Origin of the sequence: Psychromarinibacter halotolerans, from assembly GCF_029168315.1 — a bacterium.
Taxonomy (GTDB): domain Bacteria; phylum Pseudomonadota; class Alphaproteobacteria; order Rhodobacterales; family Rhodobacteraceae; genus Psychromarinibacter; species Psychromarinibacter halotolerans.
Map to the genome: position 1 here is coordinate 150,021 of NZ_JARGYD010000001.1, position 25,591 is coordinate 175,611.

Below are 25,591 nucleotides of genomic sequence, written 5' to 3' on the forward strand. Positions count from 1 at the left end.
TTGCCCTAGGCAAGACCCATGCGCCGGGATAAGCCCCGGCGCATGTTTTCGTTTGATCTGCAAGCCACCGACGGCACCGCCCGCACAGGCGTGATCCGCACCCCGCGGGGCGAGATCCGCACCCCCGCCTTCATGCCCGTCGGCACAGCCGCCACGGTCAAGGCGATGATGCCCGAAAGCGTCCGCGCCACCGGGGCCGACATCCTGCTGGGCAATACCTATCACCTGATGCTGCGCCCCGGCGCCGAGCGGATTCACCGGCTGGGCGGGCTGCACAGGTTCATGAACTGGGACCGGCCAATCCTGACGGACTCAGGCGGGTTTCAGGTCATGAGCCTTGCCGAGTTGCGCAAGCTGACCGAGAAGGGCGTGACGTTCCGAAGCCACATCGACGGCTCGAAGCACGAGCTGACGCCGGAACGGTCGATGGAGATCCAGAAGCTTCTGGGGTCGGACATCGTGATGTGTTTCGACGAATGCCCCGCGCTTCCCGCCGACGATGCGCGGGTGGCCGAGTCCATGCGGTTGTCGATGCGCTGGGCGCAACGGTCGCGGGACGCGTTCGGCGACCGGCCGGGCCACGCGCTGTTCGGCATCCAGCAGGGCGGCGTCACCCGTGACCTGCGCGAGGAAAGCGCCGAGGCGCTGACACGGATCGGGTTTGATGGCTATGCCATCGGCGGTCTTGCCGTGGGCGAGGGGCAAGAGGCGATGTTCGGCGTGCTGGACTATGCGCCCGGTATGCTGCCCGAGGATCGGCCGCGGTACCTGATGGGCGTCGGCAAACCCGACGACATCGTCGGCGCCGTCAAGCGCGGGGTCGACATGATGGACTGCGTGCTGCCGTCGCGGTCGGGCCGGACCGGGCAGGCGTTCACGCGGCGCGGCGTGGTCAACATCAAGAACGCGCGCCATCAGGACGACCCGCGACCGCTGGATGAACAGTGCACCTGTCCCGCCTGCAGCAACTATTCCCGCGCCTATCTGCACCACGTCTTCCGGTCGCAGGAGATCATCAGCTCGATGCTGCTGACATGGCACAACCTGCACTACTTCCAGGAACTGATGGACGGGATGCGGGGCGCCATCGCCGAGGCCCGGTTTGACGCATGGGAAGAAACCTTCCACGCCGAACGCGCGAAGGGCGACATCGAACCGATCTGAGGCCCGTTTCGCCGACGCTAAAGTTCTGTCAGTGTTCGCGTTTCAATCTGCGCGCGTATTTCGCGGGCGCAGCATGGTTTCTGTTTCAGAGACAATCAAGGTGTGGTAGGTAAACCCTTAATAATAACGAGCAGGGCTATAGGAGGCTCTATTTTGGGTATCTTCAAGAACGGCCTGACGGCTGCGGTTCTCTGTCTTGCGGCAGGCGCAGCGTCGGCAACCACTGTGTTCGACTTCCGCAACCCGACGCTGGGCAATCGCGGAATGAACGCGTGGGACGGCAATTTTGGCATGACCGTCGACGGATTGACCGTCAAGGCGACCGCCGGGATCTATTCCACCCTTGGTGGGACAGAGACGATCGTGACCACCGACTGCAAATCCATCGCGCTGTGCTTCAGCGAGGTGACGGAAACCAAGGTCGGCCTTGGCGTCGGCGGTGCGTTCGGCCTGCGCCGGACCGCCGGGATCGGCGGGCTGCCGTTTTCCTTCGGCGAGCTGATCACGCTGACCTTCGACAAGGAAGTCGCGTTCGACGAGGTGCTGTTCAAGCGCCTTGGCGGGCCGGTCGGCCCCACGTTCGACCTGTTCGTCGACGGCAAGGTCGTTGCGAAGGACCAGCTGATCCAGCGCAAAAGCCCGTACAGCCTGACCGGTCTGACCGGCATGTCGATCAGCTTTGGTGCTGACAAGTTCCGCCTGCCGTACTTCGGCACGCAGCGCGACAGCTTCATGATCGCGGGCATGAAAGTATCCGAGATCGAGAAGGCGACCAACGTCGCGGCGGTTCCGCTTCCGGCCTCTGCGCCGCTGCTGGCAGCGGGCCTGCTGGGCTTTGCCGCCCTGCGCCGCCGCCGCAAGGCCGCCTGACGCGCCAGACCTGAACAGTTAAGAAAGGCCCGCATCCTGTGCGGGCCTTTTGCGTTTTATTCAGCGGTATCCGGGCGGCGTGCGGGCCCGCCCCACTGCGGCGGGCGATTGCCCGGTATGCACGCACCGGGCGGCTTGGTGAGGAAAGGCTGTCGTTTCCAATCGGTTACGCTTTGCGACGCTGCGCCCGCGATGGGGCGCGTGCGATGCGGGGGTTGCAGAAGACGGCAGCCGCCATAGCTCGCATCAGCAAACGAAATCCCAGGAGACACCTCATGTCCCATCCGCTTTTTGAGCCCTTCGACGCGGGCGACCTGCATCTGAAGAACCGTGTCGTCATGGCGCCGCTGACCCGCAACCGGGCCGACAACGACTCCGGCGAGGTCAACGACCTGCATGTCGAATACTACCGCCAGCGCGCCGGGGCCGGCCTGATCATCACCGAGGCCACCCAGATCAGCCCCGAAGGCAAGGGCTATATCAGCACTCCCGGCATCCACACCGAGGCGCAGGCCAAGGCGTGGAAGAAGGTCACCGATGCGGTGCACGCCGAAGGTGGCAAGATCGTCGTGCAGCTGTGGCACGTCGGACGGATCAGCCACACCTCTTTGCAGCCCAACGGTCAGAAGCCCGTGGCGCCGTCGGCCATCGCCGCCGACGTGAAGACCTTCACCGCCAACGGGTTCGAGGACACCTCTGAACCGCGCGCGCTGGCGCTTGAGGAACTGCCTCGGGTGATCGACGATTTCCGCCACGCCGCGCACATGGCCATGCAGGCCGGGTTCGACGGGGTCGAGATCCACGGTGCCAACGGCTACCTGCTGGACCAGTTCCTGAAAACCGGGGCGAACACGCGCGACGACGCTTTCGGCGGCTCGGCCGAGAACCGCGCCCGTCTGCTGCTGGACGTGGTCGAGGCGGTCACCCACGCCATCGGCGGCGGTAAGACCGGTTTGCGCCTGTCGCCGTTCAGCCCCGCGAACGGCATCGACGACGCCGACCCGATGGAGACCTTCGAATACCTGATCCCGAAGCTGAACCCGTTCGGCCTTGCCTATCTTCACATGGTCGAGGGCGCGACCGGCGGCAGCCGCGAGCTGGACGAGGGGCAAAGCATCGCCAAGCTGCGCCAGCTGTTCGACGGCGCGTACATGGGCAACAACGGCTACGATCGTGACCTTGCGAAGCAGGCCGTGGACAGCGGTGCGGCGGACCTTGTGGCCTTCGGTCGCCCGTTCATTTCCAATCCCGATCTCGTGAAGCGATTGGAGACGGGCGCCCCCCTGAACGACGGCGACCGCGACACCTATTATGGTGGCGGTGCCAAGGGGTTCACCGACTATCCCACGCTGGATGCAGCCTAGCAAATAAGGGTGACGCGGCGTATAGGGCGTTGCGCCACCCGCAAGACCGCCCTTGCTCAACCGGGCAGGGACAGGCACAGTGCCTCAACGCAATGCCGGTGTGGTTGAACAAGAGGGGGAGAACCCCCAAATCCAGAGGCCAAGACCGGAGATGGCCAAGCGCTGCCGAGAAACGGGGCCGGCGCCATCTTGCCAGAGCAAGGAAAGAGCATGTCTGAACAATTTCCGTCCTACCCTGTCCTGCCGCTGCGCGACATCGTGGTGTTCCCCCACATGATCGTGCCGCTCTTCGTGGGCCGCGAGAAATCGGTGCGCGCGCTGGAAGAGGTGATGCAGGACGACAAGCAGATCCTGCTGTCCAGCCAGATCGACCCCTCGGTCGACGACCCGACCCCCGAAGGCATCTTCGAGGTCGGCGTGCTGGCCAACGTGCTGCAACTGCTGAAGCTGCCCGACGGAACCGTGAAGGTCCTGGTCGAGGGCCGCAGCCGCGTCCGCATCAGCGACTATGTCGATAACGAGAACTTCTTCGAAGCCCACGCCGAACCTCTGGACGAGGTCGACGGTGACGAGGCCACGGTCGCCGCACTGGTGAAATCCGTCGCCGAGGACTTCGAACGCTATGCGAAGGTCAAGAAGAACATCCCCGAGGAAGCTTTGGGCGCCGTTGCGGAAACGCGCGAACCCCAGAAGCTGGCCGACCTTGTGGCCGGTCACCTTGGCGTCGAGGTTGCCCAGAAGCAGGAGCTTTTGGAAACCCTGTCCGTCGCCGAGCGGCTGGAGAAGATCTATGGCCTGATGCAGGGCGAAATGTCGGTCCTGCAGGTCGAGAAAAAGATCAAGACCCGCGTCAAGTCGCAGATGGAGCGCACCCAGCGTGAGTACTATCTGAATGAGCAGATGAAGGCCATTCAGAAGGAACTTGGCGATGGCGAGGACGGTGCGAACGAAATCGCCGAACTCGAAGAGAAGATCGCGGCGACCAAGTTCTCGAAGGAAGCCAAGGAGAAGGCCGAGGCTGAGTTGAAGAAACTCAAGTCGATGTCGCCGATGTCCGCCGAGGCGACCGTCGTCCGCAACTACCTTGACTGGATGCTGTCGATTCCGTGGGGCACCAAGTCTCGCGTGAAGAAGGATCTCGGCCGCGCCGAGGACATCCTCGATAACGATCATTACGGCCTTGAGAAGGTCAAGGAACGCATCGTCGAGTACCTTGCGGTGCAGCAACGCTCGAAAAAGCTGAAGGGGCCGATCATGTGCCTCGTCGGCCCGCCGGGCGTCGGCAAGACCTCGTTGGGGCGATCGGTGGCGAAGGCCACGGGGCGCGAGTTCATCCGCATCAGCCTTGGCGGCGTGCGCGATGAATCCGAGATCCGCGGTCACCGTCGGACCTACATCGGCTCGATGCCGGGCAAGATTATCCAGGCGCTGAAGAAGGCCAAGACCACGAACCCGCTTATCCTGCTCGACGAGATCGACAAGATGGGGCAGGACTTCCGTGGCGACCCGGCCTCTGCCATGCTGGAAGTGCTTGATCCGGAACAGAACTCGACCTTCGTCGACCACTATCTTGAAGTGGAATACGACCTGTCGAACGTGATGTTCCTGACCACGTCGAACAGCTACAACATGCCCGGACCGCTGCTTGACCGGATGGAGATCATCCCGCTGGCCGGCTACACCGAGGACGAGAAGACCGAGATCGCCAAGCAGCACCTGCTGCCGAAGCAGATCAAGAACCACGGTCTGCGCGCGTCCGAGTTCGAGATGGCCGACGAGGGCATTCAGGACATCATCCGCTACTACACCCGCGAGGCGGGCGTGCGGAACCTGGAGCGCGAGCTGGCCAAGATCTGCCGCAAGGCGGTGACCAAGCTGATCAAGAAAGAGGTCGAGACGGTCCGCGTGACCTCGGACAACCTCGGCGACTTCCTGGGCGTGAAGAAATTCCGCTATGGCCTGGCCGAACAGGAAGATCAGATCGGCGTTGTCACCGGACTGGCGTGGACCAGCGTGGGCGGCGACCTGCTGTCCATCGAGGCGCTGCGCCTGCCGGGCAAGGGCCGGATGAAGACAACGGGCAAGCTGGGCGACGTGATGAAAGAGTCGATCGATGCGGCTTCGTCCTACGTTCGCGCCATCGCGCCTTCGATCGGGGTCAAGCCGCCGCGGTTCGACCGGATGGACATCCACGTGCACGTGCCGGAAGGCGCGACGCCCAAGGATGGCCCGTCGGCGGGTATCGCGATGGTGACGTCCATCGTGTCGGTCCTGACGCAGATCCCGGTCCGCAAGGACATCGCCATGACTGGCGAGGTCACGCTGCGCGGACACGTCCTGCCGATCGGCGGCCTGAAAGAGAAGCTTCTCGCGGCTTTGCGGGGCGGCATCACCAAGGTGCTGATCCCCAAGGAGAACGAGAAGGATCTGGCCGAGATTCCGGACAACGTGAAGGAAGGCCTGACCATCGTTCCGGTCGAGACCGTGCAACAGGTTCTGGAACATGCGCTGGTGCGCAAGCCCGAGCCGATCGAGTGGGACGAGGAGGCCGAGGAAGAGGCCGCCGCAGCCCGCGCGGCGATGAACCCGACCGCCGGGGCACCGGGCGCGATCGCGCACTGACCCGACCGTCAGCTATCGGAAAGGGCGTCCTTCGGGGGCGCCCTTTTCATGCGCGGGTGCGTGCCGGCCGTCGTTGCCGCCTGCGCCATATTTGGGCGGTTTTCGCACCGCGAATTGTGGAAACCGGCCGGACCGTCATGTACCGTTTGGTTAACTCTGCTGCAGGGAGCGAACGACGGGGACATGGCCGCACCGACCGAAACGGGCAACACGACGACACCCTCCGCGACGGACACCGACGACACGGCTGCCACGCCGGTCAAGGTGCTGGGCAAACGGGAACTGCTGGAACGGGTGGTCATCGCGTCGGGCATCAAGAAACGGGCCGCCAAGCCCGTGGTCGAGGCGATGCTGAAGGAACTGGGCGACGCTTTCGCGCGGGGCGAGACGGTGAACCTGCAACCCTTCGGGAAGGGCATCGTGAAATCCTTCAAGGACCTTGAGAATGCGCAGGTGCTGGAACTGCGCCTGCGGCGCTCGAAAACCGCTGTTCGGGCGGCCGAAACCGGCCCCAAAGACCCTCTTGCAGAGGCTGCGGAGTAGGGTTATACGGCGGCTCCGGCGGGTGATTAGCTCAGTGGTAGAGCGCTTCGTTCACATCGAAGATGTCGGGGGTTCAAATCCCTCATCACCCACCATCTTCCTCTGACCGGGGTTTTGCATCCGAGATATGGCGCCGACCGATGGGTCCGGCGCGGTTGTTTTTTGTATCTGTTCGCAATGACTTGTGGCATCTGCGCCGTGTCGTGCGGGCGGTCACTTCGGCTGTGGATCGCGCGGTCCGCCGACTGGCAGGCAAGGGCGGTTGGCCCGCAGCACGGGCTGTCAGATGGGGCAGGGCGATGTGCTGAAGGTTGTCCGCCCCGCTGCCTGATTGCCCGAACGTAAGGGCGGCACATGCCACGGCATATAGACGTCACCGTGCGATCATCTGGCGGGTCTTGATTCGGCGTCAACGGCATGTGAGCCTTGTTCTCAAGTGCACTTGAGGTCAGGGGAACAGGACCGCGATGGCAAGCGATCTGAGTGTCGGAGATTTCGCAAGACGCGCCGGTGTCCCGGTGTCGACCGTCCACTACTACGAGGCCGAGGGGCTGATCCAAAGCTGGCGAACGCCGGCCAACCATCGCCGCTATGACCGCCGGGAATTGCGTCGGGTCGCGATCGTGCGGGTCGCGCAGTCAGTGGGCATCCCGCTGTCCGAAGTCCGAGCCGTCCTGGATCGCATCCCGCGCGACGCTGCAATTTCTGGCCGGCAATGGGCCGACGCCGCCGCGCCGTGGCGCGCGGCGCTGGACGAGCGCATCGCCTTGCTGACCCGCATGCGGGATCAGATGGGCTTCTGCATCGGCTGCGGCTGTCTGTCGGTGGACAACTGCCCCTTGTACAACCCGGACGACCGGCTGGGCCAAAATGGCGCCGGTCCGCGCCGTTGGGTCGGCGCCAGCGAGGAACGATCAAAGCTGGGCTAGCCGGCGGCGCTTGGTTTCTTCTCGCAGGCCTCTGATTTTGTGTGGTTATCCTGTAGCCCTCATATCGGTGCCGGCCACCACGCAGGAAATTTGTACCTTCGAGAGGCCTTGCCCTGGTCGGTAACGCCGCTTTCGTTTTCGAAGAGAGGAGATCGTCGCACGAAGGTTGGAAAGACGTCGGCCCACCAAGGCGCGGCACAGTATGGGCACAGGATAACCCTTCACCGACCCGACACGCGTAGGGGACTTGCGCGCAGCCCCACGCTTCGCTATCAGCCCTGCCACGGCGGGTGATTAGCTCAGTTGGTAGAGCGCTTCGTTTACACCGAAGATGTCGGGAGTTCGAGTCTCTCATCACCCACCATTCCCTTCCGATACCAGTTCCGATGCTTGAATCGCTGACAGGAGCGGATCTTGAAAGCGTTGCGGAACCATGCGGTCTGAGCTTTACCGCCGCAAACCGCCGAACCGCTTGAAGCCCGCTCGACGCGAGTGTGTGAGGCCACAGTAATAGGAGCGGCGCCACAGTTGTGGATCGGTGGGGCGTTGTGATGGGGCCGTGGGCTGCAAATGCCCGCACCCCGCAGTCGCTGGCGCCCGCTCGGGAGCGGACGCCGCGCGTGGGCTATAGCAGATGCTGCGCATCGACCCCGACCGTGATGGCCCCGATCGGAGCGCCGGTATCGGGATCGACAATCGTGATCGAGATCTGCCCTTGATAGGTTTCACTTGAGGCATCGAATTCGATGTCACTGATGTGTACGGCATCTGGCCCGGCGCCGTAGGTCATCTGGAACTTGTCCTCGTCGCCCTGCCAATAGTCAGATGTCGCCGCGCTGGACGCGACGTTCAGGCCATGATTGTCCATCACGAAGGCTTCCGAGATCGCCCCGCTCGAGGCCGCAACCTGCTCTCGCAGGAAATCCGCCGGGGCGCCGGTCAGAACACCGTCGACAAGGTCGGACCCTCCGGCATCGACCGTTTCACGCCAAGCCGTATCAAGGGCGTCGATCTCCGATTGCGAGAGCCCTTCGTGTTCGTCGTTCTGCGCGCGGATGGCCTCGATAAGGACGGGATCGGTGATCCAGGGCCGCAGATCGCTTTCAAGGAACAATTGCATCGCCAACCTGAACTCATCGGCCCGCGCGTTGGGGGCGGATAGGGCAAATAGCAGCGCCGCAGCGCTGGTCAGCAGACCTTTGACGGCACGGCGGTTCGGGGTATTCTTGCGGGCGTTGGGGTGTCGCATTCAGAAAATCTCCACTTCTCCGGCATGTGTCGCCGGGTCGTTTTCCGGATCGCGCCCGTGGGCCAGGCGCGATCGAAGGTCCTCAAGAAAAACATCGCGCAACACGACGTTCAGGTCGTATTCGCGGTGGGCGATGGGAAGTTCGGACAGACCTTCCAACGCCGTGCCAAGGCAGACGAGGCTTTGCGTCAGCATGTCCGCCGACTGAAGAACGCGGCGCGTATCGGTGGTGCTGTGTTCCAGCGGAAGATTGTGGATCGCCTCCTGCAAACCGGCTGAAAGCTCACCCAGCGACGACAACTCGTCGGACAGGCGCGACAGGAAAATGGTCTGTGCGACCATGTGCGGCGGGTCGGTCGGCGGCGACGTCATCAAAGCCGCCCGAACACTTTTTCAATACATTCCCGCAGGTTGGCGGCGGTAAAGGGCTTTTTGAGGAAGTTGTTCATCCCCAGCTGCGCGCCCTGTTGGATCACCGTCGCATCTTCCGATCCGGTGACCATGATGAACCCCGTCTTGGCGGTTGCGGCAGTAGACCGGATCGCACGTAACAGTCCCAGCCCGTCCATCTCGGGCATGTTGTAGTCCGAGATCACCAAGTGGACCGGTGTGCGGCCGAGGTACTGCATCGCCTCCTGCCCATTGCTGACGTAGTCGTAGTTCCGGATCCCGAGCTGATCGAGCGCCTGAGTCAGCAGACCGCGGCTGACGGCCATGTCGTCGACCACGAGGATCTTCAGTTTTTCCCTCAATGACATGCGGTGTCTTCCTTCGGCTTTGCGCTGGCGGGTCGCCGGCGATAGGTCGTCGTGTGGATAAGTTCGGTCCGGCGCGCCGCATCGTCTGTCAGCCGCTCCGAATGCCCGGTGATCAACCAGCCCTCCGGCGTCAGCTGGTCCACGAACCGCGCCCAGATATCGGCTTTGGTTTCGGGCCCGAAGTAGATCACGACGTTGCGGCACATGATCACGTCGAACGGGCGGGTGAACGGCCAGGGGCCGATCAGGTTGAGGCGGCGGAACGTGATCAGTTCGCGCATCTGCGGGCCGACGGACCACAGGTCGGCGCCTGTCTCGGCGCGGGTGAAATGGGCGCGGCGTTGCTCTTCGGGAACCTGCGACAGCGAGCGTTCGGTGTACAAACCGGCGGCGGCGGCACGCAGGATGGCCGGGTCGATATCGCTGGCAAGGATCCGAAAATCATAGCGCGCGATGTCCGGCATCTCTTGCAGGAAGGTTAATGCAAGCGAGTACGGCTCTTCCCCCGACGCGCAGCCAGCGGACCAGATCCGAACCTGTCCGCCCCGTTTCAGGACGTCCACAAGTTCTGGGATGCGTTTCTTGCGCAGGAACTCGAAATGGTGCGGCTCTCGGAAGAAGCGCGTCACGTTGGTGGTCAGCACGGACAGCATTTCAAGCCGCTCGGGCTTTCCCGCATCGCTTTCAATGTAGTCGCAATAGTCCCCGTAGCTTTTGATGCGCAGGCTGCGGAGCCGTGCGCTTAGCCGCGAGTGGACCAGCGGAAGCTTGCCTTCCGTCAGTTCGATACCCGCTTCAGAGAGGAGCAGGGCGGCGATGCGCCGGAAGTCCCCGACGGATAGCTCGCGCGATGCGCCTCGTCCCGGGGTGACAGGACCGGAGACCGAAGCGGTTGTCATGCAGCGACGCCTGCCTTTTCGGGCACGATCGCGCCGAGGTTCAGCAACCGGATCATTCGATCTTCGCGGGTGATGATGCCGGACAGGAACTCGCTGCCATTCGAAGCGACGTCCGGCGTTGCCTGCACCTCTTTTTCCGAGACGGACAGGATGTCCGACACCGCGTCCACCAACAGCCCGACGATCGGGCCGTCCACCTGCGTAATGATGATCACGTTACGGGCCGTGGGCTCTGGCACTTCGAGGCCGAGACGCGCGGCCAGGTCGACGATGGGAACGACGGCGCCGCGCAGGTTGATCACGCCGCGCACGTAGCTGGGCGCGTGCGGGATGACGGTGGCGGGAGTCCAGCCGCGAATCTCGCGCACAGACATGATGTTGAAACAGAAATCCTGTTCGGCGATGCGGAAGGCGATGAGTTCGTTGACGTCTTCGCCGTCGTTTTCAGTTTGGTCGCTCATGGGGTCACTCCGCAGCAAGAGGGGTCGTTAGGACGGCGGCGCCACCGGCGCCGTTGTGGCCGACGATGGCCGAGGGATCGAGGATCAGCGCGATGCGCCCGTCACCGAGGATGGTCGCTGCCGCCACGCCGGGGACCTGGCCGTAGTTGTCCTCGAGCCCTTTGATCACGACCTGACGTTGGTCGTGGATGACATCGATCAGCAGGGCGGCACGCACGCCGTCGGCGGTCTCGACCAGCAGGATGACGTGATCGCCGGTCGGATCCACCGCAGGCCGGTAGCCCATGACCGCGCCCACGTCGACGATCGGGACATAGCTGCCCCGGATGCGCACGACGGCGTTCTGCGTGCCCAGTTGGAACACCTGATCGGTGGGGACGCGCATCGTTTCGATGATCGCGGAAATCGGCACCACAACGGTCTGCCCCCCGACCTCGATCACCATGCCGTCGAGCACGGCAAGCGTTAGCGGAAGGACGATCGAGAAGGTGCTTCCCTTGCCGGGTTCGGAGGCGATCGACACCCGACCGCCAAGCGACTGGATCGAGCGTTTGACCACGTCCATCCCGACGCCCCTGCCGGACAGCGCCGTCAGTTGGCTGGCGGTGGAGAAGCCGGGTTGGAAGATCAGGTTATCGATGTCGTTTGACGTCAGCTGAGCGTCCGGCGGGATCAGGCCTTTCTTCTCGGCGATGCTTCTGACCCGTTCGCGGTTGATGCCGGCGCCGTCGTCGGTGATCTCGATCACCACCCGCCCGGACAAGTGCGCCGCCGACAAGCGGATCGTCCCTTCGGCGGTCTTGCCCGCGGAAAGCCGGTCTTCGGCGTTTTCCAGCCCGTGGTCGACCGCGTTGCGGATCATGTGGGTCAGTGGATCGGCGAGCTTTTCGATCACCGTTTTGTCGATCTCTGTCGCGGCGCCTTCGGTCACCATTCGCAGGGTCTTGCCAGTGTCGGCCCCGGCCTCGCGCGCGATGCGCGACATGCGCTGGAACAGCGCCTTCACCGGTTGGGCGCGGATCGCCATGACGCTGTCCTGGATCTGGCGGGTCAGCGTGCGCAGTTCCTCTAGCCCGACGTCGATGTCGCTGCCCTGTGCGATGCCATCGCGCTTGACCGCCTGGGTCAGCATGGCCTGGTTGATCACCAGTTCTCCCACCAGGTTGATCATCCGGTCGATGCGATGCAGGTCGACGCGGATCGTCGAGGCAACGGGCTGTGGCGGTTGCGCCTTGGCGGGGGGATCGGCCTTTCGCGGTGGGTCGGCGGGGGCGGAAGCCGACACGAGGGCAGGGGCGGCGGCTTCCGTGGCCGGTTCATCGGCCGCCGCGGTGTTCGACGATGCAGGGTCTTCCGAAGCGGGCCCATCCGTTGGCGACAGGTCCGGCAGATCGGGCAGGTCGTCCGTGGACCCGTCGCTTCCGGTTTCCTCGATGTCGAGCGAGCAAAGCCCGTCGACGAATTCAAACACTTCGCGGACCGCCGTCTGGGACGACTCTGTCCGCAAGTCGATCTGCCAGGACAGATAGCTGGCCTCTGTGTCCAGGGCGTCGAACTCGGGCAGGGCCGAGATATCGCAGTCGACCTGCGCCTCGCCCAAGGCGCAGAGTTCGCGCAAGAGGAAGACAGGCTCGTTGCCGCTTCGAAACAGGTCGTCATGCGGCCGGAACGCCACGCGGAACTGCATCTCTGACGGGGCGGCCGCGCCGAAGTCGCCAAGATCCAGCGTCATTGGCTGGAAGTTCACCTCTGCCTCGGACGGGCCTTCGTCTGCTTCGGCGCCGGTCAGTGCCATCAGTTCGGCAAGAAGCGGTTCGCCGGCGGGGTCGCCATCGTCCGGAACACCGTCACGCGCCTGCTCCATCAGGACGGTCAGGTGGTCCGAGCTTCGCATCAGGATGTCCAGCACCTGCCCGTTCACTGCGAGCTTTCCGCTGCGCAGGGCGTCCAGCACGTTTTCAAACCGGTGGGCGAAGCGGACGACCGCGTCGAGTGCGAAGGCCCCGGCGCCGCCCTTGATCGAATGCACCGCGCGGAACACAGAATTGACGGTTTCGGTGTCGGCGTCGCCGCCGGACATTTCCTCTAGGCCGTCGGTAAGCTGTTCCAGCAGATCTTCCGATTCCTGGAAGAACGTGGCGCGCAGTTCGTCTGTCTTGCTCATCGATGCACCTCAGACCGCGCTGACGCGGCGGATGGCCGTGGCCAGCGCGACATCGTCGAAGGGTTTCACGATCCAGCCCGTAGCGCCCGCATCGCGGGCCCGGGTCTTCATCGCGGGCGAGCTTTCGGTGGTCAGCACCAGGATCGGTGTGGCCCGGTATTCCGCCTTGGCGCGCACCGCCTCGATCACGCCGAAGCCGTCCAGCCGGGGCATGTTGATGTCGGTGATCACCACGTCCGGCTGCGCCGTCTCTAGCTTGTCGAGGCCGTCGATCCCGTCCTCGGCCAGGGTGATGTCGAAACCGGATTCAGTCAGAGAGACCTGAAGCAGGTCGCGCATCGTCCGGGAATCGTCGATCGCCAGCACCTTGAGTGTCATTCCTGTGCCTCCTTTGCGCCAAGCTGCGATGGCGGCAGGCCACACAGCAGCAGACCGTCCCGTACCTCGGCGGACATGTTCTTGATTTCGAATGCGGTGCCTTCGGCCTGCCAGACGCGGTTGGCTGCCAGCAGCACCTGCAGGCACTGGGCGCCCACCTGTGTGACCTGGCCGAAATCCAGCGCCACGGGGCGGCCGCGCCGTTCGGCGAGCATTGCCTTCAGGCCCTGCGCCTCTGCGCCCTTCAGCTTCGCGGGCACCTTCAGCACCGTCAGTTCTTCTGTTCCGGCCATCAGCGGCTTTCCCTTTCTGTTCCGGCATCGCGGCGGCGCGCACCCACGGGGCGGGGCTGGGCCGAATCGCCGGGTGTCCGTGGCGTGGGTCGCATCGTTTTTCTCTTCCCCTTTTGCGGGCGGATGGTTGATATTTCCTTCAGAACAGCTCGACTTCGCCCGATCCCCCGGGCGGCACGGCGGGACGCCGGCCCTGAACGGGCTTTGGCGGACGCGGCGCTTCGATTGGAACCGCCTCTGCCGTCAGCATTTGTTTGGCGTGGCCGGTCGTCGGGAAGAACCGCACCCTGCGGGCCTGTTTTCCGCCGACGCTTTCCGCCGCGATGGGGATCGCTTCCGTTTCAAGAAAATCGCGCACGAAGGCGGCGTTCGACACGCCGATGGCAAGACCGTTCTCGAACGTGCTGGCGCCGCCGAAGATCTTGGCCACGAGGTTCGATTTGCGCGCGCCTTTTTGCATCAGGCCGTTGATCAGCGCCTCCATCGCGAAGACGCCGAATTTGTTGTGCGCGACGGCTTCGCCCTTTCTGCCAGGCAGCAGGATGTGATTCATCCCGCCGACCCGGGCGGTCGGGTCGAACAGGCACGTCGCGATGCACGAGCCGAGAATGCAGCTTAGCACCACGTTCGGATCGTCCGACACCGACAGTTCGCCCTGCAGGACCGGGATGACCTTCGGCGCGCTCATGCCCGACCCCCGGCCCATTGTCTCGAAGCGTGGCGGGCAGGCAGCGCGGGCCCGATCGAGGTTTCCTGGCGGATGCGATGCACTGTCTTCTCCGTTCCGGGGCCTGCGATGTCGAATCGCGTTGCGTTCGGCCTGAAACTGGCACGGTCGCGTGAAGCAGCCCTTAACGCCGGCCGAGACGCCCGTTTCCGGCTGGCATCGCGGTCGAAAGCGCCCCACAAACGGGGGCACCACCAGGGGAGGAGACCAGATGGACATTCGCATCAGACCCGCGACGACGGCCGATTTAGGCGCGATCCGCGACCTGCAAATCGAAAGCTGGCGGGGCGCTTACGCGGGCATGCTGCCCGACACGTTCCTGCGCGACGGCGTGGTCGACGTGCTGGCAGAGCGTTGGAAGGCGCTGCCGGGCGACGGCTGGATCGTCGACACGGCCTGGGCGGGCGACCGCCTTGTGGGATTCGTCACGGTGGACCGGGCGAAGGGGCCGGGGGCCTATGTCGACAACCTGCACGTCGCGCCGGACACCAAGGGCAGCGGGGTGGGCCGGAAACTGATGGCCGGGGCCGCGGCGACGCTGGCCGCGGAGGGCGTCGACCGGCTTTGGCTGACGGTGATCGACCAGAACACGCCCGCGCGCGCGTTCTACCGGCGGATCGGCGGGCGGGAACTGACGGCGTTCGACGAACTTTTGTACGGCCAGCCGGTGACCGCGATCCCGGTGGAATGGAACGATCTGAAGGCTCTGGCGGCCCAACATGGCCCGTCGAAAGGCGCGACGCCGGGGCAGACAGACCGGGCGACGTCGGGGTAGGCAAAAAATCCGGCAGACTTCGCCGGAATTCCGCTTGACGGTACCATGTGACTCGCTTATCCCCCGTCGGCACGCGGTTGTAGCTCAGTTGGTTAGAGTACCGGCCTGTCACGCCGGGGGTCGCGGGTTCGAGCCCCGTCAACCGCGCCATCCACCCCACGGTGGATCGAAAAAGCGACCTTCGGGTCGCTTTTTTCGTTCGCGCTTCTTTAACCCAGATCGGCTTTCTTCGGGCAGAGCAGTCATCCCGAAAAAGGTCACTCGAATGGTGAAACAGGCGCGGAACGAATTCTTCTTCACGGATGGGTCCAAGGATCGCGACCGGGATGCGGGACAGGCGCCGCAGGCCGACCGCGTGGGCCGGCTGATGCGGCGCACGCAACGGGTCATCGCGGGGGTGAACGCCCAGATGCGGGCCGGGCGGCGCGCGGGGATGCGCGCCGCGCTGGACGAGGTGCGCGGCCTTCTGCACGAGGCTGGCGATATCGCGAAGGATGCGGGGCCCGGTCCACGGCTGGACGCGCTGCGCATCGCGCTGGAGGCCGCGGAAAGCGCGCTGCTTCAACGGATTATCGAGACATGGCGATTGGCGACCGCGGGCCGTGAATGGCCGGAACCAAGCGAGACGCTGGATGCCGAATGCGTGGTCACCGGTTTCGAGCGCGAGGCGTTGGATCTTGAGGCATTGCGCCCGTGGCTGAGCGAGAGGGCGATCTTCGATGCCCTGCGCCAGCAAAAGCGGACCGAGGGCGGAGAAGTCAGCGGCGCCCGGTACGAGATGCGGGTCACCGGTGGCGGGCACGGATGACGCGCTGTGCCACGGCGCAGGGTCGTTGGGCAGCGACGTGGGGCGTCACACGCGCCAACGCACGGGCCACCACGCGGGCCGGTCGGACCGGCCCGCGTGAAATGTTGGATCAGGTCAGCGCATCCAGCACCCGGGCCCAGCTGCGGATGCCCCGGTGAAAGCTTTCCAGCGCGTATTTCTCGTTCGGGCTGTGGATCTGGTCGTCATCACGGCCAAAGCCGATCAGCATAGAATCGACACCGAGGATCGTCTTGAAATACCCCGCGATCGGAATCGAGCCGCCGCAGCCGATGAAGGCCGCCGGGTTCGGCCATTCGTCGGACAGCGCAAGGCGCGCTTTCTCGAACGCCGGGTCCTCGGTCGCCATCACGCTGGCAGGGGCGCCGTTGGTGATGTTGAACGCGACGGAACAATCAGCAGGCAGCTGCGACCGGATGAAGGCGCGGAAGCTGTCGCTGATCGCCTTCGGGTCCTGCTGCCCGACAAGGCGGAAGCTGATCTTGGCGCTCGCCTCGGACGGCAGCACCGTCTTGAAGCCCGCGCCGGTATAGCCGCCCCAGATGCCGTTCACCTCGCAGGTCGGCCGCGACCAGATCATTTCCAGACCGGTGCGCCCCTGTTCCCCCGCGGGCACCGACAGGCCGACACCGCCAAGGAAGGCGGCCTCGTCAAAGCCCAGCCCGTCCCACTGCTTGCGCAGCTCGTCGCTGAGTTCGGGCACGTCGTCGTAGAACCCGGGGATCGTCACGCGGCCCTGATCGTCGTGCAGCGCGGCCAGCGCCGTGGACAGAACGTGGATCGGGTTCGCCGCGATGCCGCCGTACATGCCTGAATGCAGATCCTTGTCGGCGGCGGTGATCGTCAGCTCTTCCTTCACCATGCCGCGCAGCATGGTGGTGATCGCCGGCGTCTTCTCGTCGAACAGCCCGGTGTCGCAGATCAGCGCAAGATCAGGGGCCGAGAATTCGGCAAGGTTCTCCTCAAGGAAGGGCACCAACGAGGGCGAGCCGGATTCTTCTTCGCCTTCAAGGAAGAAGGTCATCTTGCAGGGCAGGGTGCCGTTCACCTCTTTCCAGGCGCGGCACGCCTCGATGAAGGTCATCAGCTGGCCCTTGTCGTCATTGGCACCCCTTCCACGGATCACCTTTCCGGCGGGGGTATCCTCGACCTCGGGATCGAAGGGATCGCGGTTCCACAGCTCCAGCGGATCGACCGGCTGCACGTCGTAGTGCCCGTAGAACATCAGGTGCGGGCCGTCGCCGTCGATATGGCCCACGACCATCGGGTGGCCGGGGGTCTGACGGGTCTCGGCCTGCACGCCAAGCGATTCCAGATCCTCGACCAGCCAATTCGCGGCGCGGGCGCATTCGGCCTTGTATTCGGGGTCGGTCGAGATCGAGGGAATGCGCATCAGCGCCTTCAGGCGGTCCAGCGCCGCGGGCAGGTCCGCGTCGATGCGGGAAAGGACGGCGTCGAGACTCATGGGAGGGCTCCTTTGGGTGGTCTTGTCGGCGCGCGAGGCTAGCAGCCTCGTGACCGCTGTCCAGAGCGTGGCGGGTGGCTAAAACCCGTTGGGCACGCTAGGTTGCGGCCCGAAACGAACAGCCAAACCCGACGGAGCGCGCCATGCGATCGACCGCCCTAGCCATCCTGACCGCCAGCAGCCTTGCCGTGGCGGGCCTTGCGACGGCTGTCACGGCCCAACCGATCGACGGCGCCGCCGCCGAGGGTATGTTGTTCGGGGCCGACACGGCGCGGGTGGCGGTGAACCCGCGGGCCGCCCTGTCGGAAGAAGACGAACAGATGCTGCGGCTTTTGGTCGAAAGCAACGAATTCACCTATTACGGCGCGATCGCCTTTGCGCCCGGCGACGGCATCGTGTCGCCGTCGCTGCAGGGCGCGTTCAACTACCACGACGTCGACACCGCCAGCCGCACCGCGCTGACCGCCTGCGAAGCGGCGCGCAGCCCGGACGCGGACGCCTGCATCCTTGCGCTGCAACTGTTCCCGTCGGGCTATGCGCCCCGGGCATTCCAGTTGTCGCAGGATGCAACGCGGGCCTTCGGCGCGATGCGCGACACCGGCGGCGAACAGGCTTTCGCGGTCTCGACCACCACCGGCGCGTTCGGGGCCGGAACGGGGCAGGGCGCTGATCTTAAAGCCCTTTCCGCCTGTCAGCAGACCGAGGGCGCCACCGATTGCGCGGTGGTCGTAAAGGATTGATTTAGATCAGGGTGGCAAATCGTAACACCTGCTAGACCTGATGTTGGATTATGGGCGTCGAGCCTTTAATTAGAACAAAACAAAGAAGACCCGAGGGGAATCACGTTGGACTACTCGGCCCACATCGACGCGGCACTGCAGCGGCTTCATGATGAAGGACGGTATCGGACCTTCATCGATATCGAACGCACGCGCGGGAATTTCCCGCATGCCACTTGGCAGAAACCGGACGGGTCCGAGCAGCCGGTCACGGTCTGGTGCGGCAACGACTATGTTGGCATGGGCCAGCATCCGGTCGTGTTGCAGGCCATGCACGAAGCGATCGACGCCACCGGCGCCGGGTCGGGCGGCACGCGCAACATCTCGGGCACCACGGTCTATCACAAGCGGCTCGAGGCCGAGCTTGCGGATCTGCACGGCAAGGAAGCGGCGCTGCTGTTCACCTCGGCCTATATCGCGAACGACGCGACTTTGAGCACTCTGCCCAAATTGTTCCCGGGCCTCATCATCTATTCCGACGAGCTGAACCACGCCTCGATGATCGAGGGTATCCGCCGCAACGGCGGTGCGAAGCGCGTGTTCAAGCACAACGACGTCGCCGACCTGCGCGCCAAGCTGGAAGCGGACGACCCCGAGGCGCCGAAGCTGATCGCATTCGAATCCGTGTATTCCATGGACGGCGACTTTGGTCCGATCCGCGAGATCTGCGACCTTGCCGAGGAATTCGGCGCGCTGACCTATCTGGACGAAGTGCACGCCGTCGGGATGTACGGCCCCCGTGGCGGTGGCGTCGCCGAGCGGGACGGGCTGATGCACCGGCTGGACATCATCAACGGTACGCTGGGCAAGGCCTATGGCGTGCACGGCGGCTATATCGCTGCCAGCGAGAAAATGTGCGACGCCATAAGGTCTTACGCGCCCGGCTTCATCTTCACGACGTCCATTCCACCTGCGGTTGCAGCCGGTGCTGCCGCGTCGGTGCGTCATCTTAAGACCGATCAGGCGCTGCGGGACCGTCACCAGACGCAGGCGAAGATCCTCAAGACCCGTCTGCGGGCGCTGGGACTGCCGTTCATCGACCACGGCAGCCACATCGTTCCGGTCATCGTGGGCAACCCGGTTCACACCAAGATGATCTCGGACATGCTGCTGGAAGATCATGGCATCTACGTCCAGCCGATCAATTTCCCGACCGTGCCGCGCGGCACCGAACGGCTGCGGTTTACCCCGTCGCCGGTCCACGGGCCCGACGAGATGGACCGCCTTGTGCGGGGTCTCGACGCCCTCTGGTCCCACTGTGCGCTGAATCGTGCCGAGCTATCGGCGTGAATGTTCTAATTGTGCATTGCTCGCGGGGATGTGTTAGTTTGTAAGCAAGACGGGATCACTGGGGCGAATCAAGGGTGGTCTGGGAAACGTCAAAAAGGACTAATACGGGGCATGATCGGGCGGCGGACAGCTCCACCACCGGGTGAATCAAACGAAGCACAAGGCGGCCCACGCGGGTTCGACGACTTCGAGGTTCGCTTGGGCGATGTGATGAGGGGCGAGCGGGCAACGCTTGGCAAGTCCCTTCTGGATGTTCAGCGAGAACTCAAGATCAAGGCCAGCTACATTGCCGCGATCGAGAATGCCGATCCGTCGGCCTTCGAGACACCCGGCTTCGTAGCAGGCTACGTGCGGTCTTACGCGCGGTATCTCCAGCTTGACCCTGAATGGTGCTATGCCCGCTTCTGCGAGGAAGGGCACTTCGAGGTCACGCACGGACTATCGCCTAAGGCGAGCTCGCCGAAGACCCGCAAGCCCGAGGGCGCGGTGCGCGGCACCGTGTCGGCCGATCCGTTCAAGAACCCGAACACCCCGTTCACGCCGCATTCCGAAGGTATCCTGTCCCGCATCGAACCCGGCGCTTTGGGCTCGCTGACGGTGCTGGCGCTTTTGGTGGCCGGTCTGGGCTATGGCGGCTGGTCGGTTCTGCAGCAGATGCAGCGCGTGCAGCTGACCCCTGTCGATCAGACGCCCGGCGTTGTGGCGGATCTGGACCCGCTGGCACCGGCGACGACCCTGCCGGAAACCGAATCCGCCGGACTGGAGCCGCCTCCCGCCGACGCGCTGGACCGGCTGTACCGTCCACAGGCGCTGGAAGTTCCGGTGCTGACCGCGCGGGATGGCCCGATCGCGACGCTGGATCCGCGCAACAGCAGCAATTTCGCGGGCTTCGTGTCCGAAGACCCCGCGCCGCTCGAGACGCCCGAGGTCGCGCAGATCGAAAAGCCCGTTCCGACCGCGTCGACCCCGGTTGCCGATGCGTCCACCGTGAAGGTGGTCGAGGATGTCGCCCCCGCCGTGGTGATGTTCGCCGTCTCCCCGTCGTGGGTGCGCGTGAGCAGCGCAGATGGCACCATCCTGTTCGAGAAGATCCTCGACGCGGGCGAGAAATACGTACTGCCGCAGACCGAAGAAGCGCCGCAGCTTCGTGCGGGCAACGCGGGTTCGGTCTATTTCGTCGTGGCCGGCGAAACCTACGGTCCGGCCGGGCCGGGGGGTGGCGTCGTCAAGAACATCGCGATGGGGGCGGAAGATCTTGCCTCGACTTACAAAGTGGCGGACCTGACCGTGAACCGCGAGCTTGCCCGCATCGTCGCTAGTCTCGAAATCTCGTTGATCGGCGGTGCCGAGATCGAACCGCGGATCAGCACCGACTGATACGGTCGGACAGGACCTGCTGGGGCGGCGGTGCCGCCCCTTTGTGTTTAAGGACCGCGCCGCCTTTCACGCCATTGTCCATTGCGTCGCGGTGTCATCCGTCCTAACTCAGGCTTGAGTTTCCGGGACCAGAGGACCCCTTCCCATGTCGCTGAACCCCGTCCGCCCTTGGCGGAACATCTATCGCCGCAAATCCCGTCAGATCATGGTCGGCAATGTCCCCGTTGGGGGCGACGCGCCGATCTCGGTCCAGACGATGACGAACACCGATAGTTCCGATGTGCAGGCCACCGTCGCGCAGGTACTGGCCTGTGCCGAGGCGGGCGCCGACATCGTGCGCGTGTCCACCCCCGACGAGGCCGCGACGGCCGCGCTGCGCGAGGTGGTGAAGGAAAGCCCGGTGCCGATCGTCGCGGACATCCACTTTCACTACAAACGCGCGATCGAGGCGGCCGAGGCGGGCGCTGCCTGCCTGCGGATCAACCCCGGCAACATCGGGGACGAAAAGCGGGTGAAAGAAGTGATCCGCGCCGCAAAGGACCACGGCTGTTCGATCCGCATCGGCGTGAACGCCGGGTCGCTGGAACGGCACCTGCTGGAGAAATACGGCGAGCCGTGCCCCGACGCGATGCTGGAATCCGGCATGGATCACATCAAGATCCTGCAGGACAACGACTTCCACGAGTTCAAGATCTCGGTGAAGGCGTCGGACGTGTTCCTTGCCGCCGCCGCCTACCAGTCGCTGGCCGAGGCGACGGACGCGCCGATCCACCTTGGCATCACCGAGGCGGGCGGGCTGATGTCCGGCACGATCAAATCCGCGATCGGGCTGGGCAACCTGCTGTGGATGGGCATCGGCGACACGCTGCGCGTCTCGCTGTCTGCCGATCCGGTGGAAGAGGTGAAGGTCGGCTACGAGATCCTGAAGTCGCTGGGCCTGCGCCACCGTGGCGTGAACATCATCTCTTGCCCGTCCTGCGCGCGGCAGGGCTTTGACGTGATCAAGACGGTCGAGGTGCTGGAAAAGCGGCTGGAACACATCAAGACGCCGATGAGCCTGTCGATCATCGGCTGCGTGGTCAACGGCCCGGGCGAGGCGCTGATGACCGACGTCGGCTTTACCGGCGGCGGCGCGGGCAGCGGCATGGTCTATCTGGCCGGCAAGCAAAGCCACAAGATGTCGAACGACCAGATGGTCGATCACATCGTCGAAGAGGTCGAAAAGAAAGCCGCCCAGATCGAGGCCGAAGCCGCAGCCGCCGAACAAGCGGCGGAGTAGGGCACCCCCAACAGACATTGAAAAGCGCGGCGCCCGAAAGGGCCCGCGCTTTTTCTATGTGCCGTGCGTCGCGGGGTGGTGCGATAGCGCCGCCCCATGGGGGGCGGGCCGGTGCTGCCCGGCGTGCCGCCGGGTGGGACACATTCCAGGGCCGGATGCAGAAAGGGCGACCCGAAAGGGTCGCCCGATGGTTCAGGCCACTTCGGCCAGCCGCGACAGAGCCTCGCGCAGCTTGGCGGCCTCTTCCTCGCGCGCGGCAAGGTTGTCGCGGGTTTCTTCGACCACCTCGGCCGGGGCGCTTTCGGCGAACTTGGGGTTCGACAGACGCCCGGCCAGACCGCGGATTTCCTTCTCCAGCTTGGCCAGCGTCTTTTCCAGCCGCGCCTTTTCCTCGGCCACGTCGATGATGTCGGCCAGCGGCAGGCCGAACAGCCCGCCCTCGACCGCGATGGTGATCGCGCCCTTGGGCATCTCGGCGACTTCGGTCAGGCTGTCGATGCGCGCCAGCCGCTTGATCAGCGCCTCGTTGTTGGTCCACGCGGCGCGGCCTGCGTCGTCCAACTGCACCTGCAGCACCGGCACCTGAAGGCCGGCAGGGACGTGCATCTGCGCCCGCGCCGAACGGACCGCCTCGATCAGCGAAATCGCCCAGTTCATCTCGGTATCCGCTGCCGGGTCCAGAAGGTCTGCGGTGGTGTAGGTCGGCCAGTCGGCGTGGACCAGCATCCCGTCGCGTTTGACCGTGGACTGCCACAGCTCTTCGGTGATGAAGGGCATGATCGGGTGCAGCAGGATCAGGCACTGGTCCAGAACCCAGCCCATCGTCGCGCGGGTCTCGGCCACCACGGCGGCGTCGGGGCTGTCCAGCAGTGGCTTGGCGAACTCGACGTACCAGTCGCAGACCTTGCCCCACGTGAAAGCGTACAGCGCGTTGGCGGCGTCGTTGAAGCGGAACGCGTCCAGCGCGGCGTCGACGGTCTCGCGGATCCGGGCCGTTTCACCGATGATCCAGCGGTTCGCGGTGGCCGTCGCAGCGGGCGCGGCGGCTTGCGGCACATAGGCTTCATAGACGCCGTTCATCTCGGCGAAGCGGACGGCGTTCCAGATCTTCGTGGTGAAGTTCCGATAACCCGCGATCCGCTGGGTCGACAGCTTCAGGTCGCGCCCCATCGCCGCCATCGAGGTCAGCGTGAACCGCACCGCGTCGGCGCCGTATTCGTCGATCAGTTCCAGCGGGTCCAGCACGTTGCCCAGCGACTTCGACATCTTCTTGCCCTTCTCGTCGCGCACCAGCGCGTGGACATAGACGGTGTCGAAGGGTTTCTGGTCGACCACGGCGTATTGCATCATCATCATCCGGGCGACCCAGAAGAAGATGATGTCGAAGCCTGTGACCAGAACCGAGGTCGGGAAGTACTTCGCCATTTCCTCGGTCGGTTCGGGCCAGCCCAGCGTTCCGATCGGCCACAGGCCGGACGAGAACCACGTATCCAGCACGTCCGGGTCGCGCCACACCGGGTAGACCAGCTTGGTCGGGTCCTGCGTGACGTTGTATTCCGCAAGGCTTTCGGCCAGCAGGTGCCGCGCGGCGGCGCGGTCTTCGACCTCGACCACGACGGCATGGTTCAGCGGCGTCGGCAGACCTGCCAGCACGTCGTTGAACTGGCCTTGGACGTGGGCGAAATCCGGGCCGCAGTGGTGGCGTTCGTCACCGCGCAGCAGGGCCTGCTCGATCAGCAGGCGGCCGATCTCGACCTCGTCCAGCGCGCCGTCGTTCTCGTCGTCGCGGAACCCTTCGCCGGACAGGTCCAGCCCGTACCAGACCGGGATCTGGTGGCCCCACCAAAGCTGGCGCGAGATGCACCACGGCTCGATGTTTTCCAGCCAGTTGAAATAGACCTTCTTGTCCTGCTCGGGCAGGATCTCGACCTCGCCGCTGCGGACCGCGTCGATGGCGGGGCCCACGATCTTTTCGGCGTCGACGAACCACTGGTCGGTCAGCATCGGCTCGATCACGACCTTCGAACGGTCGCCGAACGGCTGCATGATCAGCTTGGCCTCGACCAGCGGCACCAGCGCGTCGACATCCTCGTCGACCTCGCCGCCTTCTTCGGGGGCCAAAGGCTTCTTGGTGGCGGCCTTGCCCAGACGCGGGTCGGTGGCGACGGTCATCACCGCCAGCCCCTCGTCGGTGATCTGCTGGACCACCTGCTTGCGGGCTTCGAACCGGTCAAGGCCGCGCAGTTCGTCGGGGACGAGGTTCAGCGCATCGACCTCGGCGCCGGTGAAGGCGTCGCCGTTCGCGATCTCCTGCGCGCGGGTGGCGCAGGTGGCATAGTCGTCGCCGTCGTCCCGCATGTGGCCCTTGGTGTCCATCAGGCGGTACATCGGGATGTTGCCGCGCTGTGCGACGGCATAGTCGTTGAAGTCGTGCGCGCCGGTGATCTTCACCGCGCCCGACCCGAAGGTGGGGTCCGGATACGGATCGGTAATGATCGGGATCAGGCGGCGATGCTCTTTCGGGCCAACCGGGATCTCGCAAAGTTTCCCAATGATTGGCGCGTAACGTTCATCCGAAGGATGAACTGCGACGGCACCGTCGCCCAGCATGGTTTCGGGGCGGGTCGTCGCGATCGAGATATAGTCCCGCGTCTCGCGCAGGGTGACGTTCCCGTCCTCGTCCTTTTCGACGTATTCATAGGTCTCGCCGCCGGCCAGCGGGTACTTGAAGTGCCACATGTGGCCGTTGGTTTCGGTGCTTTCGACCTCGAGATCCGAGATCGCGGTCTCGAAATGCGGGTCCCAGTTCACCAGCCGCTTGCCGCGATAGATCAGGCCCTTGTCGTACATGTCGACGAAGACCTTGATGACGGCGTCGTGGAAATTCTGCTTCGTCGGCTCGGGATCGCCGGGTGCGCCGCCCATCGTGAACGCCTCGCGGTCCCAGTCGCAGGACGCGCCCAGACGCTTCAACTGGCCGATGATGGTGCCGCGGGATTTCACCTTCTGCTGCCAGACGCGCTCAAGGAACTTCTCGCGGCCCATCTCTTGCCGGGTGGGTTCCTGGCCGAGGGCCATCTCGCGCTCGGTCACCATCTGGGTGGCGATGCCGGCGTGGTCGGTGCCGGGCTGCCACAGGGTGTCAAAGCCGCGCATCCGGTGCCAGCGGGTCAGGATGTCCTGCAACGTGTTGTTGAAGGCGTGGCCCATGTGCAGGGCGCCGGTCACGTTGGGGGGCGGGATCACGATAGAGAAGGTTTCGGGGCGCGAGGCATTCGCGCCGGCGGCAAAGGCACCGGCCTGTTCCCACGCGGCATAGATCCGGGGTTCGGCATCGTTGGCGTCGAAGGTCTTGTCCATAGACATCTGGGGCATCCCG

At 64.6% G+C, this 25,591-nt stretch carries 23 protein-coding genes and 3 tRNA genes; 15 read left to right on the forward strand and 11 right to left on the reverse strand.

The genetic code is table 11. The features are described from left to right. The first annotated feature begins 42 nt into the window (after window positions 1-42). From tgt to P1K30_RS00725, 8 genes are all read left to right on the forward strand, one after another. Complete coding sequence (tgt, locus tag P1K30_RS00690) at window positions 43-1,164, forward strand: tRNA guanosine(34) transglycosylase Tgt (RefSeq protein ID WP_275630749.1); 1,122 nt, start codon at window positions 43-45, stop codon at window positions 1,162-1,164. A 153-nt stretch (window positions 1,165-1,317) separates the two neighbouring features. Then, window positions 1,318-2,034: a VPLPA-CTERM sorting domain-containing protein gene (locus P1K30_RS00695; protein ID WP_275630750.1), complete on the forward strand. Its 717-nt coding sequence runs from the start codon at window positions 1,318-1,320 to the stop codon at window positions 2,032-2,034. 275 nt (window positions 2,035-2,309) lie between these two features. Next, window positions 2,310-3,398 (forward strand): alkene reductase, encoded by a 1,089-nt coding sequence (locus P1K30_RS00700; protein ID WP_275630751.1) that lies wholly within the window; start codon window positions 2,310-2,312, stop codon window positions 3,396-3,398. Between the two features lie 210 nt (window positions 3,399-3,608). Then, a complete protein-coding gene (gene lon, locus P1K30_RS00705) occupies window positions 3,609-6,020 on the forward strand; it encodes an endopeptidase La (RefSeq protein ID WP_275630752.1) in 2,412 nt (803 codons plus the stop codon). Window positions 6,021-6,203: 183 nt separating this feature from the next. Continuing rightward, window positions 6,204-6,563, forward strand: a complete 360-nt coding sequence (locus P1K30_RS00710; protein ID WP_275630753.1) for an HU family DNA-binding protein — start codon at window positions 6,204-6,206, stop codon at window positions 6,561-6,563. 20 nt (window positions 6,564-6,583) lie between these two features. Further along, window positions 6,584-6,658, forward strand: a tRNA-Val gene (locus P1K30_RS00715). Between the two features lie 372 nt (window positions 6,659-7,030). After that, window positions 7,031-7,492 (forward strand): redox-sensitive transcriptional activator SoxR, encoded by a 462-nt coding sequence (gene soxR / locus P1K30_RS00720; protein WP_275630754.1) that lies wholly within the window; start codon window positions 7,031-7,033, stop codon window positions 7,490-7,492. A 288-nt stretch (window positions 7,493-7,780) separates the two neighbouring features. After that, window positions 7,781-7,856, forward strand: a tRNA-Val gene (locus tag P1K30_RS00725). 261 nt (window positions 7,857-8,117) lie between these two features. On the opposite strand, the gene P1K30_RS00730 is transcribed toward P1K30_RS00725, so the two are convergent. The 9 genes from P1K30_RS00730 to P1K30_RS00770 all read right to left on the reverse strand — a co-directional run bounded on the left by P1K30_RS00730 (window position 8,118) and on the right by P1K30_RS00770 (window position 14,382). After that, complete coding sequence (locus tag P1K30_RS00730; protein ID WP_275630755.1) at window positions 8,118-8,741, reverse strand: hypothetical protein; 624 nt, start codon at window positions 8,739-8,741, stop codon at window positions 8,118-8,120. Next, window positions 8,742-9,113 carry a hypothetical protein gene (locus P1K30_RS00735; protein WP_275630756.1) on the reverse strand — a complete coding sequence of 124 codons (372 nt, stop codon included), beginning with the start codon at window positions 9,111-9,113 and terminating at the stop codon, window positions 8,742-8,744. Next, window positions 9,113-9,499 (reverse strand): response regulator, encoded by a 387-nt coding sequence (locus P1K30_RS00740; protein ID WP_275630757.1) that lies wholly within the window; start codon window positions 9,497-9,499, stop codon window positions 9,113-9,115. Before P1K30_RS00740 ends, P1K30_RS00735 begins: the two co-directional genes overlap by 1 nt. Next, on the reverse strand, window positions 9,490-10,398 hold the full coding sequence (locus P1K30_RS00745; RefSeq protein ID WP_275630758.1) for a CheR family methyltransferase: 909 nt from the start codon (window positions 10,396-10,398) through the stop codon (window positions 9,490-9,492). Before P1K30_RS00745 ends, P1K30_RS00740 begins: the two co-directional genes overlap by 10 nt. Beyond that, complete coding sequence (locus tag P1K30_RS00750) at window positions 10,395-10,859, reverse strand: chemotaxis protein CheW (RefSeq protein WP_275630759.1); 465 nt, start codon at window positions 10,857-10,859, stop codon at window positions 10,395-10,397. The genes P1K30_RS00745 and P1K30_RS00750 overlap by 4 nt, the downstream gene beginning before the upstream one ends. Before the next feature lie 4 nt (window positions 10,860-10,863). Further along, entirely contained in the window at window positions 10,864-13,023 is a 2,160-nt protein-coding gene (locus P1K30_RS00755) for a chemotaxis protein CheA (protein WP_275630760.1), read from the reverse strand. A 9-nt stretch (window positions 13,024-13,032) separates the two neighbouring features. Beyond that, the gene (locus P1K30_RS00760) at window positions 13,033-13,401 is read right to left on the reverse strand and encodes a response regulator (protein WP_275630761.1); all 369 of its coding nucleotides are present in this window, start codon (window positions 13,399-13,401) and stop codon (window positions 13,033-13,035) included. Further along, window positions 13,398-13,694: an STAS domain-containing protein gene (locus P1K30_RS00765; protein ID WP_275630762.1), complete on the reverse strand. Its 297-nt coding sequence runs from the start codon at window positions 13,692-13,694 to the stop codon at window positions 13,398-13,400. Before P1K30_RS00765 ends, P1K30_RS00760 begins: the two co-directional genes overlap by 4 nt. A gap of 139 nt (window positions 13,695-13,833) precedes the next feature. After that, a complete protein-coding gene (locus P1K30_RS00770) occupies window positions 13,834-14,382 on the reverse strand; it encodes a chemotaxis protein CheD (protein WP_275630763.1) in 549 nt (182 codons plus the stop codon). Between the two features lie 250 nt (window positions 14,383-14,632). On the opposite strand from P1K30_RS00770, the gene P1K30_RS00775 reads away from it, so the two are divergent. The 3 genes from P1K30_RS00775 (at window position 14,633) to P1K30_RS00785 (ending at window position 16,004) form a co-directional block, all read left to right on the forward strand. Next, window positions 14,633-15,196, forward strand: a complete 564-nt coding sequence (locus P1K30_RS00775) for a GNAT family N-acetyltransferase (RefSeq protein WP_275630764.1) — start codon at window positions 14,633-14,635, stop codon at window positions 15,194-15,196. A 73-nt stretch (window positions 15,197-15,269) separates the two neighbouring features. Further along, a tRNA-Asp gene (locus tag P1K30_RS00780) sits at window positions 15,270-15,346 on the forward strand. A gap of 115 nt (window positions 15,347-15,461) precedes the next feature. Next, the gene (locus tag P1K30_RS00785; protein WP_275630765.1) at window positions 15,462-16,004 is read left to right on the forward strand and encodes a hypothetical protein; all 543 of its coding nucleotides are present in this window, start codon (window positions 15,462-15,464) and stop codon (window positions 16,002-16,004) included. A 109-nt stretch (window positions 16,005-16,113) separates the two neighbouring features. Here P1K30_RS00785 and P1K30_RS00790 read toward each other — a convergent pair whose 3' ends face one another. After that, entirely contained in the window at window positions 16,114-17,487 is a 1,374-nt protein-coding gene (locus tag P1K30_RS00790) for a M20/M25/M40 family metallo-hydrolase (protein ID WP_275630766.1), read from the reverse strand. A gap of 143 nt (window positions 17,488-17,630) precedes the next feature. Here P1K30_RS00790 and P1K30_RS00795 point away from each other — a divergent pair, with 143 nt between their 5' ends. The 4 genes from P1K30_RS00795 (at window position 17,631) to ispG (ending at window position 22,212) form a co-directional block, all read left to right on the forward strand. Beyond that, window positions 17,631-18,227, forward strand: a complete 597-nt coding sequence (locus P1K30_RS00795; protein ID WP_275630767.1) for a 5-aminolevulic acid synthase — start codon at window positions 17,631-17,633, stop codon at window positions 18,225-18,227. A gap of 105 nt (window positions 18,228-18,332) precedes the next feature. Beyond that, entirely contained in the window at window positions 18,333-19,556 is a 1,224-nt protein-coding gene (gene hemA / locus P1K30_RS00800; RefSeq protein WP_275630768.1) for a 5-aminolevulinate synthase, read from the forward strand. Between the two features lie 111 nt (window positions 19,557-19,667). Next, on the forward strand, window positions 19,668-20,933 hold the full coding sequence (locus tag P1K30_RS00805) for a helix-turn-helix domain-containing protein (protein ID WP_275630769.1): 1,266 nt from the start codon (window positions 19,668-19,670) through the stop codon (window positions 20,931-20,933). A gap of 145 nt (window positions 20,934-21,078) precedes the next feature. Next, on the forward strand, window positions 21,079-22,212 hold the full coding sequence (gene ispG / locus P1K30_RS00810; protein WP_275630770.1) for a flavodoxin-dependent (E)-4-hydroxy-3-methylbut-2-enyl-diphosphate synthase: 1,134 nt from the start codon (window positions 21,079-21,081) through the stop codon (window positions 22,210-22,212). A 192-nt stretch (window positions 22,213-22,404) separates the two neighbouring features. Here the strand turns inward: ispG and P1K30_RS00815 are convergent, their stop codons facing one another. Beyond that, a complete protein-coding gene (locus P1K30_RS00815; RefSeq protein ID WP_275631545.1) occupies window positions 22,405-25,578 on the reverse strand; it encodes a valine--tRNA ligase in 3,174 nt (1,057 codons plus the stop codon). Window positions 25,579-25,591 lie beyond the last annotated feature (13 nt).